Genomic DNA, 17,960 nt, shown 5'->3' on the forward strand with positions numbered 1-17,960 from the left:
GCTGCGGATAACGCCAAGGTGATGAGGGAATTACAATTTCGTCATGTGGGTGTACCTGGAGTTTGTGAGTTCCACACAAACCTGTGGGAGCGAGCCTGCTCGCGATAGCGGAGTGTCAGGCACTGAGGATGGTGGAAGTGCCGACGCCTTCGCGCGCAGGCTCGCTCCCACCCAGCGACTTCGCGATTGACGTACTGGAACAATTCACAGCACTATCGCCCCATGAACACCCAAAATCGAATGACCATGATGTGCGCCTCAATGACCGCTTCCGGCGGGCCATAAGGTCATACGTGTTTGTCATTTGACGTGTACCCGAAGCCCCGCCAGAAATGGACGGGGCTTTTTCATTTCCTGTCTGCACATGGCTCATGGAGAGAGATATGTTCGACATCAGAAGAGCCACCACGAATGACGCCCAAACCGCATTCGACATACGACGCTTGGCGATCAGGCATCAATGCATCGGTGCCTACACCGAGCAGCAAATGCACGACTGGACCAAGGGCTCGGCTGAGGACGGTTACGACACGCTCATGGAAAAGCATTTCTATCTGGGCTGGGTTGAGGACGAGCCAGTGGCAACCGGAATGCTTGATCTGGAGTATCGTGAAATCGGTGCAATCTTCATTCATCCGGATTTCATGCAGCGCGGACTGGGCAAACAGGTTCTGCACTTTCTTGAAGATCTGGCGAGGGCGCTGGGGCTGACAGAGGTCTGTCTGGACGCGACGTTGAACGCTGTCGATTTTTACCGGCGTTGCGGTTACATCGGCGAGGGGAGTGCGATTTATCAATCGCCTTCGGGTCTGCAACTGGCGTGTGTGCCAATGGTGAAAGCGTTGCGATAAAGACCAAGAAACCGCACAAAAAAAACGGCACCCGAAGGTGCCGTTTTCATGTGTAGCCAGCCGAGCGATCAGCCCGCCAGACCCGCCTGCTGAACCAGCGTCAGCAATGGCTGCGGGTAAACGCCGAGGAAGAACGCCACCAGGGCGATGGCCAGCAGCATCACGCCGCCTGCCTTCTGTTCCCAGTGCAGTTGCGCATCGTGGCGGCGCAGGTTTGGCTCGATCAGGTACAGGGTGACCATCACGCGCAGGTAGTAGAAGACGCCGATGGCGCTGCCCAGTACCAGCGAACCTACCAGCCACCATTGGTGCGATTCGACACCGGTGGCGATGATGTAGAACTTGCCGATGAAGCCCGCGGTCAGCGGGATACCGGCCAGGGACAGCATCATCACGGTCAGTACGGCGGTCAGGTACGGACGGCGCCAGAACAGACCGCGGTACTCGTACAGGGCGTCGGCGTCACGGCCGTTGTACGGCGAGGACATCAGGGTGATCACGCCGAATGCGCCGAGGCTGGTGATCACGTAGGTGATCAGGTACACGCCGATGGCTTCCACCGCCAGACCCTTGCTCGCCACCAGTGCAATCAGCAGGTAGCCGAAGTGCGCGATGGACGAGTAACCGAGCAGACGCTTGAGGTTGCTCTGGGTCAGGGCCAGCAGGTTACCGAACAGGATCGAAGCGACGGCGATCACGCTGAGCACGTCGCTCAGTACGCCGCTGCTCGCGGCAGGGGAGATCTGGAACAGACGCACCATCACCGCAAACACGGCAACCTTGGACGCAGTGGCGAGGAACGCAGCGACCGGTGCCGGAGCACCTTCGTAGACGTCAGGCGTCCACAGGTGAAACGGTACCAGCGACAGCTTGAACGCCAGACCGATCAGCATCATGCCCAGGCCCAGTTGTGCCAGCGGGCTAGGCAGACCAGTGGCGGCCAGGGCCTGACCGATACCGACGAAGCTCAGCGAACCGGCGTCTGCGTACAGCAGCGCCATACCGAACAGCAGGAACGCGGAACCGGCGGCCGACAGCACCATGTATTTGATGCCGGCTTCCAGCGAGCGCTTGTTGAAGAAGGCGTAAGCCACCAGACCGTAGACCGGCACCGAGAGTAGTTCCAGACCGATGAACAAGCCGGCCAGGTGCTGCGCGCTGACCAGAACCAGACCACCGGCGGCGGCCATCAGGATCAGCAGGTACAGTTCTTCACGGTTGCCCGGGTAACCCGAGCCGCCATCGCCCAGATAGGCGTGGGCGAGGGTGACGCAAGCGAGGGTGGCGACCAGGATCAGCGCCATGTACAGGCAAGCGAAGGTGTCGATCTGCAGCAATGGGGTCACGGCCAGAGGCGCGACTTTAAGAGCTGGCAGGATCGACAGCAAGGCCAGGTTCAGACCCGCCACCGAGATCAGGAAGGTCTGCGAGTGGTTGCGGCGCCAGGCGATTGCCAGCATCACCACGATAATGGTGAGGCTGGTGATCAACAGTGGCGCAAGCGCAATAAAGTGTTGAATCGTGAATTCCATAGCGCTCTTACCGGGCCGAAGCGAGTTGAGTGAAGGCGGTGCCGAGCCACTGCTGAACGCCATGCATCGTGGCGGCAGAAGTGTCGAGGAACGGTTGCGGGTACACGCCGATGTAGATCAGCAACACCGCAAGGCCCAACACCATGATCAGTTCGCGAGCGTCCATACCGTGCAGGATCGAATCCGATTTCGACGGACCGAAGTACGCACGGTGGATCATGATCAGCGAGTAGACCGAACCGAACACCAGACCGGAAGTGGCAATCGCAGTGATCCAAGGCCAGCTGGCGAAGGAGCCTATCAGGATCAGGAACTCACCGACGAAGTTACCAGTGCCCGGCAGACCCAACGAAGCGGCTGCGAAGAACAGGCTGATCGCCGGCAGGTAAGCGATACGCGACCACAGACCGCCCATCTCACGCATGTCACGAGTGTGCAGGCGCTCGTACAACTGACCGCTGAGGATAAACAGTGCGGCTGCCGAAACACCGTGCGCCAGCATCTGGATCACTGCACCTTGCAGGGCCAGTTGGCTGCCGGAGTAGATGCCGATCAACACGAAGCCCATGTGGGAAACGGAAGAGAAGGCGATCAGACGCTTGATGTCGGTTTGCGCGAACGCCAGGAACGCACCGTAGAAGATCCCGATCAGACCGAGGGTCATGGCGATCGGCGCGAACTCGGCCGAGGCATTCGGGAACAGCGGCAGGGCGAAACGCAGCAGACCGTAGGCCGCGGTTTTCAGCAAGATACCGGCGAGGTCGACGGAACCGGCAGTCGGCGCCTGGGCGTGAGCGTCAGGCAACCAGGAGTGGAACGGTACGACAGGCAGCTTGACCGCGAAGGCGATGAAGAAGCCGAGCATCAGGATGTACTCGGTGGTCATCGACATCTTGGTTTTCAACAGGTCGGCGTAGTTGAAGGTAATCACGCCAGTGTTGTTGAAGTTGACCAGTACCAGACCGAGGATCGCCACCAGCATGATCAGGCCGGAAGCCTGAGTGAAGATGAAGAACTTGGTTGCTGCGTAGATCCGGGTTTTCTTGCCGTCCGAAGAACTGTGACCCCAGAGCGCGATGAGGAAGTACATCGGCACCAGCATCATTTCCCAGAAGAAGAAGAACATGAACAGGTCGAGGGCGAGGAACACGCCGACAACACCGCCCAGGATCCACATCAGGTTCAGGTGGAAGAAGCCAACGTGACGTTGAATCTCCTTCCACGAGCAGAGTACCGAGAGGATACCCAGCAGACCGGTCAGCAGGATCATCAACAGCGACAGGCCGTCGAGGGCCAGGTGCACGCTGATGCCGAAACGCGCGATCCAGATGTGCTTGAACTCAAGCGCCCAGGTTGGATCGGCGCCAGGCGCCGGGGCAAATGAATAGTTGCCGGTAGCCCACAGCCAGAGGCCGATCGCGAGCAACAGGGACATGGTGATCAGCGCAATCCAGCGGGGCAGGGTAGCGCCGAAGCGCTCACCCATCCAGCACAGCAGGCCGCCGATGAAGGGGATCAGGATTAGCCAAGGCAGAATCATGACGGGCTCGTTTCCTTTCGCAAATTCGCAAGGTTCATATCAGACCGCTACCAGCACGATGGCGCCAATAACCAGCACGGCACCAGCAGCCATCGAAGCAGCGTACCAACGCAGTTGACCGGTCTCGGTGCGGCTCAGGGCAGTGTGACCACCCTTGGCCATACGCGGGATCAGACCGATGGTCTGGTCGAGTGGGTCTTTGCGCAGGATGTGGCTGATCGCAAGGTACGGCTTGACGAACAGTTTGTCGTAGATCCAGTCGAAGCCCCAGGCAGCGAACCACCAGGCCGAAAGGAAACGCCCGACGCCGCTGTTGGCAATCGCCGTGACGAAGCGACGCTTGCCGAGGAACAGCAGGGCCGCCAGCAGGATACCGGCCAGGGCGATGGCGCCCGACGCAATTTCCAGACTGTGCTTGGCTTCGCCACCGGCATGGCCAACGCTTTCTGGCAGTACGCCGTGCAGCGGTGGCACGATCATCGCGCCGATGAAAGTCGACAGCACGATCAGCACCGACAGCGGCAACCAGTGAGCGATACCGTGACCGGCGTGCGCTTCAGTCTTGGCTTCACCGTGGAACGTGATGAAGATCAGGCGGAAGGTGTACAGCGAGGTCATGAACGCGCCGACCAGACCTGCGTAGAGCAGACCGTGGTTGCCGCTGGCGAACGCTTCCCAGAGGATTTCGTCTTTGGAGTAGAAGCCGGCGGTGACCAGAGGCAGAGCAGCCAGAGCAGCACCACCGACGATGAAGCTGGCGTAGGCCAGTGGCAGTTTCTTCCACAGACCGCCCATCTTGAAGATGTTCTGCTCGTGGTGGCAGGCAACGATCACCGCACCGGAAGCAAGGAACAGCAGCGCCTTGAAGAAGGCGTGGGTCATCAGGTGGAAGATCGCGCCATCCCATGCGCCAACGCCCAGCGCCAGGAACATGTAGCCGATCTGGCTCATGGTCGAGTAGGCGAGGATACGTTTGATGTCGGTTTGAACCAGAGCGGCGAAACCGGCGAGTACCAGCGTCACACCACCAACGATGCCGACCAGGTGCAGGATGTCCGGCGCCAGGGTGAACAAGCCGTGGGTACGGGCGATCAGGTAAACACCTGCGGTCACCATGGTCGCGGCGTGGATCAGTGCCGAAACCGGGGTAGGACCGGCCATCGCGTCCGCGAGCCAGGTTTGCAGCGGCAGTTGTGCAGACTTACCAACAGCACCGCCCAGCAACATCAGGGTCGCCAAGGTGATCCAGAAGTCGCCGACCTGGAATTTCTGCGGTGCCAGCACCAGCAGTTCCTGGATGTTCAGCGTGCCCACTTGCTGGAACAGGATGAACAGGCCGATGGCCATGAACACGTCGCCGATCCGGGTCACGATGAAGGCCTTGAGTGCGGCGTTCCCGTTGTTGCGGTTGCTGTAGTAGAAACCGATCAACAGGTACGAGCACAGGCCCACGCCTTCCCAGCCGAAGTACAGGAACAACAGGTTATCGCCCAGGACCAGGAACAGCATGCTGGCGATAAACAGGTTGGTGTACGAGAAGAAGCGCGAGTAACCCGCTTCACCGCGCATGTACCAGGAGGCGAACAGGTGGATCAGGAAACCTACGCCTACCACCACGCCGAGCATGGTGATCGACAGGCCGTCGACGTAGAGCGCGAAGTCAGGCTTGAAGCCTTCCACCGCCATCCACTGCCACAGCACCAGGGTGTAGTGACCGCCTTCGGGAGGCGCGACGTTGAATTGCCAGATGACGTAGGCGGTGACAATCGCCGACAAGCCAATGGAACCCACGCCGATCAGCGCCGAAAGGTTTTCCGACCAGCGTCCACGAGAGAACGACAGCAGCAGGAACCCGATCAGGGGGAATACGAAAGTCAGAAAGATTAGGTTCATCCGCGCATCTCACTGGCAGCGTCGATATCGAGCGTGTGGAAGCGGCGATACAGTTGCAGCAGGATCGCCAGACCAATACTGGCCTCGGCAGCTGCAAGGCTGATCACCAGGATGAACATGATCTGTCCATCCGGCTGGCCCCAACGGGCGCCCGCAACGATGAAGGCCAGTGCAGAGGCGTTCATCATCACTTCCAGACTCATCAACACGAACAAAATGTTGCGGCGGACCATCAGGCCGACCAGACCAAGGCAGAACAGGATGCCGGCGACGGCTAAACCATGTTCGAGAGGGATAGCAGGCATGTCTTACTCCTTCGCCTCGTTGCGGCCCAAATGGAACGCCGTGACGGCTGCAGCGAGCAGCAGCATCGAGGCGAGTTCGACCACCAGCAGATACGGGCCGAACAGGCTGATGCCCACGGCTTTCGCGTCTACGGTGGTGTGGCCGATGGCCTGACCGCTCTGGTGAGCGAACAGCACATACAGCAGTTCGGCCAGCAGCAGCGCGGCAAGAATCACCGGCCCTGCCCAGATGCCGGGCTTGAGCCAGGCGCGTTCTTGCTGAACTGCGGCGGGGCCGAGGTTCAGCATCATTACCACGAACACGAACAGCACCATGATGGCGCCGGCGTAGGCGATCACTTCCAGCACGCCGGCGAACGGTGCGCCGAGTGCGAAGAAGGTCATGGCCACGGCGATCAACGAGATGATCAGGTAGAGCAGGGCGTGCACAGGGTTGGTGTTGGTGACCACACGTAGCGTGGCCACGACAGCGATACCCGATGCGAAATAGAAAGCGAATTCCATCGTTCTTCCTTAAGGCAGCAAGCTCTTCACGTTGATCGGTTCGGCTTCGTTCTGTGCGGAGCCTTTCGGCTTGCCAGCGATTGCCATACCTGCAACACGATAGAAGTTGTAATCAGGGTTTTTGCCGGGGCCGGAGATCAGCAGATCTTCTTTCTCGTACACCAGGTCCTGACGTTTGAACTCGGCCATCTCGAAATCCGGAGTCAACTGGATTGCGGTGGTCGGACAGGCTTCCTCGCAGAGACCGCAGAAAATGCAGCGCGAGAAGTTGATACGGAAGAAGTCCGGGTACCAGCGACCGTCTTCGGTTTCAGCTTTCTGCAGCGAGATGCAACCCACCGGGCACGCCACGGCGCACAGGTTGCAGGCTACGCAGCGTTCTTCGCCATCGGGGTCGCGGGTCAGGACGATGCGACCACGGTAGCGTGGTGGCAGGTAGACCGCTTCTTCCGGGTATTGCAGGGTGTCGCGCTTGCGAAAGCCATGGCCGAAGACCATGACCAGGCTGCGCAACTGGGTACCGGTACCCTTAACGATGTCGCCAATATATTTGAACATGGGTCAAATCCTCACTGAACCGCAACCGCGGGCGTGTTCAACAACACAACCGCAGCGGTCACCAGCAAATTGATCAGGGTCAGTGGCAGGCAGAACTTCCAGCTGAAGTCCATCACCTGGTCATAACGCGGACGCGGGATAGAAGCGCGCAGCAAGATGAACAGCATGATGAAGAACGCGGTCTTCAGGGCGAACCACAGGAACGACAGTTGCGGCAGGATGCCGAACGGACCGTGCCAGCCACCGAAGAACAGGGTGACCAGCAGCGCCGAGATCAAGATGATGCCGATGTATTCGCCAACGAAGAACATGCCCCATTTCATGCCGGCGTATTCAATGTGGTAACCGTCAGCCAGTTCCTGCTCCGCTTCCGGCTGGTCGAACGGGTGACGGTGAGTCACGGCGACGCCAGCGATGAAGAAGGTACAGAAGCCGAAGAACTGCGGAATGATGAACCACAGGTTCTGCGCCTGGTACTCGACGATGTCGCGCATGTTGAACGAGCCGACCTGCACCACGATGCCCATCAGGGCCAGGCCCATGAACACTTCGTAGGACACGGTCTGCGCCGAGGCACGCAAGGCACCCAGCAGGGCGAACTTGTTGTTACTCGACCAGCCGGCGAACAGCACCGCGTAGACCGACAGACCGGCCATGGCGAAGAAGAACAGCAGGCCGATGTTCAGGTCCGCGACACCCCAGGTCGGGGTGATCGGGATGATCGCGAACGCAATCAGCAAGGCCGACATGGCCACAACCGGTGCCAGGGTGAAAATCACCTTGTCGGCAAACGGTGGCGTCCAGTCTTCCTTGAAGAACATCTTCAGCATGTCGGCGGCGATCTGGAACATACCAAACGGACCAACGCGGTTCGGACCGTAACGGTCCTGCCACCAGCCCAGCAGGCGACGTTCGACAAAGCTGAGCAACGCGCCCGCGACCACAACGGCCAGCAGAATCACGATAGCTTTGACGACCGTCAGGATCACATCGATCACTTCAGGGGTGAACCAGGTCATTGCGCTGCCTCCTGCAGACCGTCGACGGATACGCCGGCGAATGCCGGTGGAATGCCGGCGATGCCCGCAGGCAATGCCACCAGACCTGCGCCCAGTTCTTCGTTGATGCGCAGCGGCAGACGCAGGGTCTGACCGGCCACGTTCAGGCTCAGCAGCGCACCTTCGTTGACGCCCAGGCGATCCGCTTCGGACTTGGCCAGTGCAACGTAAGCCGCCGGAATGCGTTCCTGAACCGGAGCGGCTTTCGAAGAGGTTTCTTCGCTGCCGAACAGGTGGAAGAACGGCACGGCTTGCCAGGTACCCGGCATCGGGTTGAACGCACGCGGCGCGGCAGCGAACCAGTTCAGCGAATCGCCAGTGCTTTCGATCAGGCGGGTGCCCGGATCGCCAGCGCGCAGGTGACCACCGACTTCGTCCTGGAACTTGTTCCAGGCTTGCGGCGAGTTCCAGCCCGGCGACCAGGCAAACGGCACTTGCTGACGTGGTTCGGCAGAGCCCGAGTAACCTTCCATGGAGAAGGCGAACGCGGTGTCTTTGTCTTGCGGGGTGCGTGGTTCGTGAACGCTGATGTCGGCGCGCATCGCGGTGCGACCGGAATAACGCAGCGGCTCACGCGCCAGTTTCAGACCCTTGATGCGGAACGCGGCGGACGGTGCAGCGTCGACGATACGCGCCAGTTGCTCGGTGCTCGAAGCCACGGCGGCGGTGACGTGGTCGAGTTGCGTCCAGTCGATCGGCTGGTTCAGCAGGGTCGAGCGCAGGGCGTGCAGCCAGCGCCAGCCTTCGTGCACCAGAATGCTCGCGTCCAGGTATTGCGGATCGAAAACCTGGAAGAAACGCTGGGCGCGACCTTCCTGGCTGACCAGCGTACCGTCGCCTTCAGCGAAACTGGCGGCTGGCAGAACCAGATGCGCGCGGTCAGTGGTAGCGGTTTTCTGATGGTCAGCAACGATCACTACTTGCGCAGCGTTCAGTGCGGCATCGACCTTCTCTTTGGCGGTGCGGGTGTACAGATCGTTTTCCAGCACGACGATGGCGTCGGCTTTACCGTCGATGACCGCTTGCAGCGCAGCATCCACCGATTCGCCACCGAGCATGGCCAGACCGAGGCTGTTGGCTTCTGGCACGATCAGGCTGATCGAACCGTTCTTCTCGCGCAGCTTCAGAGCCTTGGCGATGTTCGCAGCGGCTTCGATCAGGGCTTTGGAACCCAGCGAAGTACCGGCGATGATCAGCGGACGTTTGGCCGCGAGCAGGGCGTCGGCGATGCGCTTGGCCAGGTCCAGTGCTTCAGCGTCCAGACCTTCAACGGCAGGGGCGCTGGCGTCCAGCGCGTGAGCCACGGCGAAACCGATGCGCGCCAGATCGTCGGGAGCGGCGTGAACGCACTCTTCGGCGATGTCGTCGAGCTTGGTTTCAGCGAGGCTGGCGATGAACAGCGGGTTCAGCGCGTGCTGACCGATGTTCTTCACCGCCGCGTCGAGCCAAGGCTGAACGCGCATGGCTTCGGCCATATCTTCAGCTTTGCCCTTGACCGATTGACGCAGCGACAGCGCCATACGGGCGGCGGTCTGGGTCAGGTCTTCACCGAGGATGAAGATGGCGTCGTGGTCTTCGATGTCGCGCATGTTCGGCACTGGCAGCGGGCTGTCTTTGAGCACTTGCAGGACCAGACGGATGCGTTCCAGTTCGGAGGCTTCGATGCCCGAGTAGAAGTGCTCGGCGCCGACCAGTTCGCGCAACGCATAGTTGCTTTCGAGGCTGGCGCGCGGCGAACCGATACCGACGATGTTGCGACCGCGCAGCAGATCGGCAGCCTTGTCCAGCGCAGCATCCAGTCCAAGCTTGGTGCCGTCGGCCAGCAGTGGCTGACGTGGACGGTCGGTGCGGTTGACGTAGCCATAACCGAAACGGCCACGGTCGCACAGGAAGTACTGGTTCACCGAACCGTTGAAACGGTTTTCGATGCGGCGCAGTTCACCGTAACGTTCGCCCGGGGAAATGTTGCAACCGCTGGAGCAGCCATGGCAGATGCTCGGCGAGAACTGCATGTCCCATTTACGGTTGTAGCGCTCGGAGTGAGTCTTGTCGGTGAACACACCGGTCGGGCAGACCTCGGTGAGGTTGCCGGAGAACTCGCTTTCGAGGGTGCCGTCTTCAACGCGACCGAAGTACACGTTGTCGTGGGCGCCGAACACACCGAGGTCGGTGCCGCCGGCGTAATCCTTGTAGAAACGCACGCAGCGGTAGCAGGCGATGCAGCGGTTCATTTCGTGGGAAATGAACGGGCCCAGTTGCTGGTTCTGGTGGGTGCGTTTGGTGAAGCGATAACGGCGCTCGTTGTGGCCGGTCATCACTGTCATGTCTTGCAGGTGGCAATGACCGCCTTCTTCGCACACAGGGCAGTCGTGCGGGTGGTTGGTCATCAGCCATTCGACAACACTGGCGCGGAACGCCTTGGATTCATCATCGTCGATGGAGATCCAGGTGTTGTCGGTGGCAGGCGTCATGCAGGACATGACGATGCGACCACGGGTGTCGTTCTCGTCGGTGTACTGCTTGACCGCGCACTGGCGGCAAGCCCCGACGCTACCAAGCGCGGGGTGCCAGCAGAAATATGGAATGTCGAGGCCCAGCGACAGACATGCCTGTAACAGGTTGTCTGCCCCGTCGACTTCGAGCGCTTTGCCGTCTACGTGGATAGTGGCCATGGTTCAAAGGTCTTCGTTGGCCCGGTGTCAGCGGGCGTGGCTAATGGAATCTTGTTATCCGTGCGAATCAAACCAGCCTCGAAAGGCGTCATCGCAGGAGATGAAGGGCACGGGCCCTTCACCTTATTAAGCGTTTACGCGCCGATTACGATCGGCCTTGCCAGAGGCGGGACGGCGGCGCTGACAGGCGCGATACCGGCTTCGAACTCTGGACGGAAGTATTTGATCGCACTGCCCAACGGCTCCACGGCACCCGGTGCGTGAGCACAGAAGGTTTTGCCTGGGCCGAGGAAACCGACCAGACCCAGCAGGGTCTCGATGTCGCCCGGTTGACCCTCGCCATTCTCGATGGCCATCAGCAGCTTGACGCTCCATGGCAAACCATCACGGCACGGGGTGCAGAAGCCGCACGACTCACGGGCGAAGAACTGCTCCATGTTGCGCAGCAGCGAGACCATGTTGACGCTGTCGTCCACCGCCATCGCCAGGCCGGTACCCATACGGGTGCCCACTTTGGCGATGCCGCCGGCGTACATTTGTGCGTCGAGGTGCTCAGGCAGGAGGAAACCGGTACCGGCACCACCTGGCTGCCAGGCCTTGAGCTTGTAACCGTCGCGCATGCCGCCGGCGTAGTCTTCGAACAACTCGCGACCGGTGACGCCGAATGGCAGTTCCCACAGGCCCGGGTTTTTGACTTTGCCGGAGAAGCCCATGAGCTTGGTGCCCATGTCTTCGCTGCCTTCGCGGGCCAACGATTTGTACCAGTCAACGCCGTCGGCAATGATCGCCGGCACGTTGCACAGGGTTTCGACGTTGTTCACGCACGTCGGCTTGCCCCACACGCCCACGGCGGCAGGGAAGGGCGGCTTGGAGCGCGGGTTGGCGCGGCGGCCTTCGAGGGAGTTGATCAGTGCGGTTTCTTCACCGCAGATGTAACGCCCGGCGCCGGTATGGACGAACAGTTCGAAATCAAAACCGCTGCCGAGAATGTTTTTACCCAAAAGGCCGGCGGCCTTGGCTTCTTCCACGGCACGGTTGAGGTGCTTGGCGGCGGTGGTGTATTCGCCACGCAGGAAGATGTAGCCACGGTAGGTTTTCAGCGCGCGGGCACTGATCAGCATGCCTTCGATCAGCAGATGGGGCAGTTGCTCCATCAGCATGCGGTCTTTCCAGGTGTTCGGCTCCATTTCATCCGCGTTGCACAGCAGGTAGCGGATGTTGATGGATTCGTCTTTGGGCATCAGGCCCCACTTCACGCCAGTGGGGAAGCCTGCACCGCCGCGACCTTTGAGGCCTGCGTCTTTCACGGTCTGGACGATGTCGTCCTGGGCCATGTCGGCGAAGGCTTTGCGCGCAGCGGCGTAACCGTTCTTGGCCTGGTATTCGTCGAGCCACACGGCTTCGCCGTCGTCACGCAGACGCCAGGTCAGCGGGTGAGTCTCGGCCGAACGCTGGATGCGGTTGGCCGGGCCGAAAGATGTCAGGGTCATACGTAGCCCTCGAGCAGTTTGGCAACGCCAGCAGGCTGCACGTCACCAAAGGTGTCGTCGTCGATCATCAGCGCCGGTGCCTTGTCGCAGTTGCCGAGGCAGCAGACAGGCAGCAGGGTGAAACGACCGTCGGTGGTGGTCTGACCCAGGCCGATGCCCAGATTGTTCTGGATTTCGCTGACCACCGACTCGTGGCCGCCGATGTAGCAGACCATGCTGTCGCAGACGCGAATGATGTGGCGGCCGACCGGCTGACGGAAGATCTGGCTGTAGAACGTCGCCACGCCTTCAACGTCGCTGGCCGGGATGCCGAGGATCTCGCCGATCGCGTACAAGGCGCCATCCGGCACCCAGCCGCGTTCCTTCTGAACGATCTTCAGGGCTTCGATCGACGCCGCGCGCGGGTCTTCGTAGTGATGCAGCTCGTGCTCGATGGCCGAGCGCTCGGTTTCACTCAAAGTGAAACGGTCTGTCTGGATAAGCGTGCTGTTCATGCTTAGCGGTCCACGTCGGCCATAACGAAGTCGATACTACCCAGGTACGCAATCAAGTCCGCGACCATGCTGCCTTTGATCACCGAAGGGATCTGTTGCAGATGCGGGAAGCTCGGAGTACGGATCCGGGTACGGTAGCTCATGGTGCCGCCGTCGCTCGTCAGGTAATAACTGTTGATGCCCTTGGTCGCTTCGATCATCTGGAAGGATTCGTTGGCCGGCATGACCGGACCCCACGAAACTTGCAGGAAGTGCGTGATCAAGGTTTCGATGTGCTGCAGCGTGCGCTCTTTCGGCGGCGGCGTGGTCAGCGGGTGATCCGCCTTGTACGGGCCTTCCGGCATGTTGCGCATGCACTGGTCGATGATCTTGATGCTCTGACGCATCTCTTCGACGCGAACCATGCAGCGGTCGTAGGCATCGCCGTTGGCGGCCAGCGGTACCTCGAATTCGAAGTTCTCGTAGCCGGAGTACGGGCGCGCTTTACGCAGGTCGAAGTCGCAACCGGTCGAACGCAGGCCGGCACCGGTGACGCCCCATTCCAGGGCTTCTTTGGTGTTGTACTGGGCAACGCCGATGGTACGACCCTTGAGGATGCTGTTCTGCAGGGCAGCCTTGGTGTATTCGTCGAGGCGTTTTGGCAGCCACTCAACGAAGTCTTTCACCAGTTTTTCCCAGCCGCGCGGCAGATCGTGCGCGACGCCGCCGATGCGGTACCAAGCCGGGTGCAGGCGGAACCCGGTAATGGCTTCGATCACCGTGTACGCCTTCTGGCGGTCGGTGAAGGTGAAGAACACCGGAGTCATCGCGCCGACGTCCTGGATGTAAGTACCCAGGAACAGCAGGTGGCTGGTGATCCGGAAGAACTCGGCCATCATGATGCGGATGACGTCGACCTTCTCGGGCACCTTGATGCCGGCCAGCTTCTCGACCGAGAGCACGTACGGCAGGTTGTTCATCACGCCGCCGAGGTAGTCGATACGGTCGGTGTACGGGATGAAGCTGTGCCAGGACTGACGCTCGGCCATCTTCTCGGCGCCACGGTGGTGGTAACCGATGTCCGGGACGCAGTCGACGATCTCTTCACCGTCCAGTTGCAGAATGATGCGGAACGCACCGTGAGCCGAAGGGTGGTTCGGGCCCAGGTTGAGGAACATGTAGTCCTCGTTGGTCCCGGAGCGCTTCATGCCCCAGTCTTCAGGACGGAAGCGCGCGGCTTCTTCCTCAAGCTGTTGCTTGGCCAGGTTGAGGCTGAACGGATCGAATTCGGTGGCGCGCGCCGGGAAGTCCTTGCGCAGCGGGTGACCTTCCCAGGTCGGCGGCATCATGATGCGCGACAGGTGCGGGTGGCCTTTGAAGTCGATGCCGTACATGTCCCAGACTTCACGCTCGTACCAGTTGGCGTTCGGCCAGATGCTGGTGACGGTCGGCAAGCTCAGGTCGCTTTCGGACAAGGCAACCTTGATCATCACGTCACTATTACGCTCAAGCGACATGAGGTGATAGAACACGGTGAATTCGGCGTCCGACGGCAGCCCTTGACGCTTGGTGCGCAGACGCTCGTCCACGCCGTGCAGGTCATAGAGCATGACGTACGGCTTGGGCAGGTTGCGCAGGAAAGTCAGGACTTCGATGAGTCTGGCGCGCGCCACCCACAGCACCGGCATGCCGGTGCGGGTCGACTGAGCGGTGAACGCTTCGGCGCCAAAACGGTTGTTGAGTTCGACGACCACATCCTGGTCGTCTGCCTTATAAGGCGGGATGTACAGAGCGCTGCCTGTAGTCATGGTTATTTTTTCGCTTTCGGTCAACGTAAAGAATGAAGCCAGCTTCTCGTTTCTTTGTAAGAACAGATCTGGATCAGACTTCGTCAGGGCTGCGCAGGTTGGTGACTGCGATTCGCTGTTCGCGGCGCTGTTCTTTTTGCGAAGGCATGTCGGCGCGATAAACGCCTTGATCACCAACGACCCAAGACAGCGGGCGACGCTCCTGGCCAATCGATTCCTGCAACAGCATCAAGCCTTGCAGAAAAGCTTCTGGACGGGGCGGGCAGCCAGGTACGTAGACGTCCACCGGCAGGAACTTGTCCACCCCTTGAACCACGGAGTAGATGTCGTACATGCCACCGGAGTTGGCGCACGAACCCATGGAGATAACCCATTTCGGTTCGAGCATTTGCTCGTAGAGACGCTGAATGATCGGCGCCATCTTGATGAAGCAGGTACCGGCGATAACCATGAAGTCGGCCTGGCGCGGCGATGCCCGGATAACCTCGGCGCCAAAGCGCGCGATGTCGTGGGGCGCCGTGAAGGCGGTGGTCATTTCCACATAGCAGCACGACAGGCCGAAGTTGTACGGCCACAGGGAGTTTTTACGTCCCCAGTTGACCGCGCCACTCAGCACGTCTTCGAGCTTGCCCATGAAAATGTTTTTGTGAACTTGATCCTCTAACGGATCGGAAACGGTTTCCCGTTCGCCGATCGGGTACTGATCGTTAGGAGCATCGGGGTCGATCCTGGTGAGATTGTATTGCATTGCCAAAGCCTCATTGTTTCAGCTTCGCCTGCCGCTTGCGACGAGCTTCCGGAGCCCAGTCAAGGGCGCCCACTCGGAACAGGTAGACAAGACCTGCCAACAGAATTGCTATGAAAACGAGAGCTTCGACGAATCCGGTCCAGCCGCTTTCGCGGACGGACACAGACCATGCAAAGAGAAAGAGGGCTTCGATATCGAAGATCACGAACAGCATCGCGACCAGATAGAATTTGGCTGAGAGCCGCAAGCGGGCGCCACCGGTAGGTAGCATGCCCGACTCGAACGGTTCGTTTTTGCTGCGGCCCCAGGCTTTTGACCCGAGGAGGCTGGAGACGCCAAGCATGAAGGCACAGAGGCCGACAACACCCAGAAGGAAAATGGCAAAGCCCCAGTTGTGGGCCATGAGTCCTGTCGCTTCGGGCATGCTGGTAATCCTTAACAGAGAGCAAAGGTCTCTGAGCTTGATAAAGAAAAAGGCAGTGACGATATGTCGCAGCAATCAATCGCGCTGATTTTATGGCTAAACACCCTGCAAGTAAAATTCCTATAGCGAAATTATTTATTGGAATAAGGACATAGCGCACCTCCGATGCCCCACAGCCCAAGCATAGCGGGCATTAGCCGGGTTTCTGCGAATTATGTTTTGTGCGAGATGTAACGAACATAGTTTCAGCTAAATGATAATTGATATCGTTTGGAGTGGTTTTGTAACTGTTTAACGGGATGTCAGTTGGGAAGTTGTCTTACTTGCGCGTAACTGCAAGTAGCGGTGGCGAGCGTTTTACCGGTTTTTTGTGATGCGGGTACTGGTCTGGATCAATGTTTTGTCTCGCAGGCTTAAGAGGAAACCTGTGGGAGCGAGCCTGCTCGCGAATGCGGTGGGTCAGTCACTACGTGTGCAAGCTGGCACAACGCCTTCGCGAGCAGGCTCGCTCCCACAGGGGATTGATGGTGTCTGGAGATTATCTCGGGCAAAAAAAACGCCCCGAACCAGTCGGGGCGTCAGTCTTGCGGCTCTGCGGTTAGCTTTCTATACGATCCGCAAAGGCCGTTTGCTCAGGCGAAGCAGATCAGTGGAACTGTTCTTCTTCAGTCGAACCGGTCAGTGCGGTTACCGAGGACGAGCCACCCTGAATCACGGTGGTCATGTCGTCGAAGTAGCCGGTGCCCACTTCCTGCTGGTGAGCCACGAAGGTGTAACCCTTGGCAGCGTCAGCGAATTCCTGCTCTTGCAGCTTCACGTAGGCAGTCATGTCGTTGCGGGCGTAGTCGTGCGCCAGGTTGAACATGCTGTGCCACATGTTGTGAATGCCGGCCAGGGTGATGAACTGGTGCTTGTAGCCCATGGCGGACAGTTCGCGCTGGAACTTGGCGATGGTCGCGTCGTCCAGGTTTTTCTTCCAGTTGAAGGAAGGCGAGCAGTTGTACGACAGCAGTTGGTCCGGGTATTCCTTTTTGATCGCTTCAGCGAAGCGACGAGCCTCGTCCAGATCCGGCTTGGCAGTTTCGCACCAGATCAGGTCGGCGTACGGCGCGTAAGCCAGGCCACGGGCAATCGCTTGATCAAGACCGGCACGCACCTTGTAGAAACCTTCCTGGGTACGCTCGCCAGTTACGAACGGCTGGTCGTACGGGTCGCAGTCGGAAGTCAGCAGGTCGGCAGCGTTAGCGTCGGTACGGGCCAGAATGATGGTCGGCGTACCGGCAACGTCTGCCGCCAAGCGAGCAGCGGTCAGCTTCTGTACGGCTTCCTGAGTAGGTACCAGTACTTTACCGCCCATGTGGCCGCATTTTTTCACGGAAGCCAGTTGGTCTTCGAAGTGAACGCCGGCGGCGCCTGCTTCGATCATGCTCTTCATCAGCTCGTAGGCGTTCAGTACGCCGCCGAAACCGGCTTCAGCGTCAGCCACGATTGGCGCGAAGTAGTCGATGTAGCCTTCGTCGCCCGGGTTCTTGCCGGCTTTCCACTGGATCTGGTCAGCGCGACGGAACGAGTTGTTGATGCGCTTGACCACGGTTGGCACCGAGTCCACCGGGTACAGCGACTGATCCGGGTACATCGATTCGGCGGAGTTGTTGTCCGCAGCAACCTGCCAGCCCGACAGGTAGATGGCCTGGATACCGGCCTTGACCTGCTGAACAGCCTGGCCGCCGGTCAGGGCGCCCATGCAGTTGACGAAATCTTTCTCTGGGCGGAAGGACGGCTTGGCACCCTGGGTGACCAGGTTCCACAGCTTGTCGGCGCCCATTTTTGCAAAGGTGTGCTCAGGTTGAACCGAGCCACGCAGACGGACGACGTCAGCAGCGGAGTAAGTGCGTGTCACGCCTTTCCAGCGCGGGTTTTCAGCCCAGTCTTTTTCAAGGGCTGCAATTTGCTGTTCGCGTGTCAGTGCCATGGAGATAAACCTCGTCGCGTCTTTTATGAAAAGTTGTTCTGCGGTGGAAAATTCCTGCGCTCGCTGACCAGAAGCTTAGGTGGTCAAGTCGGATTCGGCGGGGTAGGCGACGGGATGAACGACAGGCTCGAG

General features: G+C 59.7%; 15 protein-coding genes. 1 reads left to right on the forward strand and 14 read right to left on the reverse strand.

What is annotated here, in order from left to right; translation table 11 throughout:
* Positions 1 to 383: 383 nt before the first annotated feature.
* Entirely contained in the window at positions 384 to 851 is a 468-nt protein-coding gene (locus CKW18_RS15890; RefSeq protein WP_095189662.1) for a GNAT family N-acetyltransferase, read from the forward strand.
* Between the two features lie 68 nt (positions 852 to 919).
* Here CKW18_RS15890 and nuoN read toward each other — a convergent pair whose 3' ends face one another.
* The 14 genes from nuoN to aceA all read right to left on the reverse strand — a co-directional run bounded on the left by nuoN (position 920) and on the right by aceA (position 17,828).
* Entirely contained in the window at positions 920 to 2,383 is a 1,464-nt protein-coding gene (gene nuoN, locus CKW18_RS15895; protein WP_095189663.1) for an NADH-quinone oxidoreductase subunit NuoN, read from the reverse strand.
* Between the two features lie 7 nt (positions 2,384 to 2,390).
* Complete coding sequence (nuoM, locus tag CKW18_RS15900) at positions 2,391 to 3,923, reverse strand: NADH-quinone oxidoreductase subunit M (protein ID WP_095189664.1); 1,533 nt, start codon at positions 3,921 to 3,923, stop codon at positions 2,391 to 2,393.
* A gap of 39 nt (positions 3,924 to 3,962) precedes the next feature.
* Complete coding sequence (nuoL, locus tag CKW18_RS15905; RefSeq protein WP_095189665.1) at positions 3,963 to 5,816, reverse strand: NADH-quinone oxidoreductase subunit L; 1,854 nt, start codon at positions 5,814 to 5,816, stop codon at positions 3,963 to 3,965.
* Positions 5,813 to 6,121, reverse strand: coding sequence for an NADH-quinone oxidoreductase subunit NuoK (nuoK, locus tag CKW18_RS15910; protein ID WP_003223790.1), 309 nt, complete (start codon positions 6,119 to 6,121; stop codon positions 5,813 to 5,815). The genes nuoL and nuoK overlap by 4 nt, the downstream gene beginning before the upstream one ends.
* Before the next feature lie 3 nt (positions 6,122 to 6,124).
* On the reverse strand, positions 6,125 to 6,625 hold the full coding sequence (gene nuoJ, locus CKW18_RS15915) for an NADH-quinone oxidoreductase subunit J (protein WP_095189666.1): 501 nt from the start codon (positions 6,623 to 6,625) through the stop codon (positions 6,125 to 6,127).
* Positions 6,626 to 6,634: 9 nt separating this feature from the next.
* Positions 6,635 to 7,183: an NADH-quinone oxidoreductase subunit NuoI gene (gene nuoI, locus CKW18_RS15920; protein WP_007920177.1), complete on the reverse strand. Its 549-nt coding sequence runs from the start codon at positions 7,181 to 7,183 to the stop codon at positions 6,635 to 6,637.
* 11 nt (positions 7,184 to 7,194) lie between these two features.
* Positions 7,195 to 8,202 carry an NADH-quinone oxidoreductase subunit NuoH gene (nuoH, locus tag CKW18_RS15925; protein WP_042559870.1) on the reverse strand — a complete coding sequence of 336 codons (1,008 nt, stop codon included), beginning with the start codon at positions 8,200 to 8,202 and terminating at the stop codon, positions 7,195 to 7,197.
* Complete coding sequence (gene nuoG / locus CKW18_RS15930; protein WP_095189667.1) at positions 8,199 to 10,913, reverse strand: NADH-quinone oxidoreductase subunit NuoG; 2,715 nt, start codon at positions 10,911 to 10,913, stop codon at positions 8,199 to 8,201. Before nuoG ends, nuoH begins: the two co-directional genes overlap by 4 nt.
* Before the next feature lie 134 nt (positions 10,914 to 11,047).
* On the reverse strand, positions 11,048 to 12,403 hold the full coding sequence (gene nuoF, locus CKW18_RS15935) for an NADH-quinone oxidoreductase subunit NuoF (protein ID WP_095189668.1): 1,356 nt from the start codon (positions 12,401 to 12,403) through the stop codon (positions 11,048 to 11,050).
* Positions 12,400 to 12,897, reverse strand: a complete 498-nt coding sequence (nuoE, locus tag CKW18_RS15940; RefSeq protein ID WP_007920186.1) for an NADH-quinone oxidoreductase subunit NuoE — start codon at positions 12,895 to 12,897, stop codon at positions 12,400 to 12,402. The genes nuoF and nuoE overlap by 4 nt, the downstream gene beginning before the upstream one ends.
* Before the next feature lie 2 nt (positions 12,898 to 12,899).
* Positions 12,900 to 14,684 (reverse strand): NADH-quinone oxidoreductase subunit C/D, encoded by a 1,785-nt coding sequence (nuoC, locus tag CKW18_RS15945; RefSeq protein WP_095189669.1) that lies wholly within the window; start codon positions 14,682 to 14,684, stop codon positions 12,900 to 12,902.
* A gap of 73 nt (positions 14,685 to 14,757) precedes the next feature.
* Positions 14,758 to 15,432, reverse strand: coding sequence for an NADH-quinone oxidoreductase subunit B family protein (locus CKW18_RS15950; protein ID WP_095189670.1), 675 nt, complete (start codon positions 15,430 to 15,432; stop codon positions 14,758 to 14,760).
* A 10-nt stretch (positions 15,433 to 15,442) separates the two neighbouring features.
* Positions 15,443 to 15,856, reverse strand: coding sequence for an NADH-quinone oxidoreductase subunit A (locus CKW18_RS15955; protein ID WP_003223812.1), 414 nt, complete (start codon positions 15,854 to 15,856; stop codon positions 15,443 to 15,445).
* Between the two features lie 646 nt (positions 15,857 to 16,502).
* Positions 16,503 to 17,828 (reverse strand): isocitrate lyase, encoded by a 1,326-nt coding sequence (gene aceA, locus CKW18_RS15965; protein WP_034155130.1) that lies wholly within the window; start codon positions 17,826 to 17,828, stop codon positions 16,503 to 16,505.
* Positions 17,829 to 17,960: the final 132 nt, after the last annotated feature.

Origin of the sequence: Pseudomonas sp. Irchel 3E19, assembly GCF_900187585.1 — a bacterium.
In the GTDB taxonomy this organism is placed as follows: Bacteria; Pseudomonadota; Gammaproteobacteria; order Pseudomonadales; family Pseudomonadaceae; genus Aquipseudomonas; species Aquipseudomonas baetica.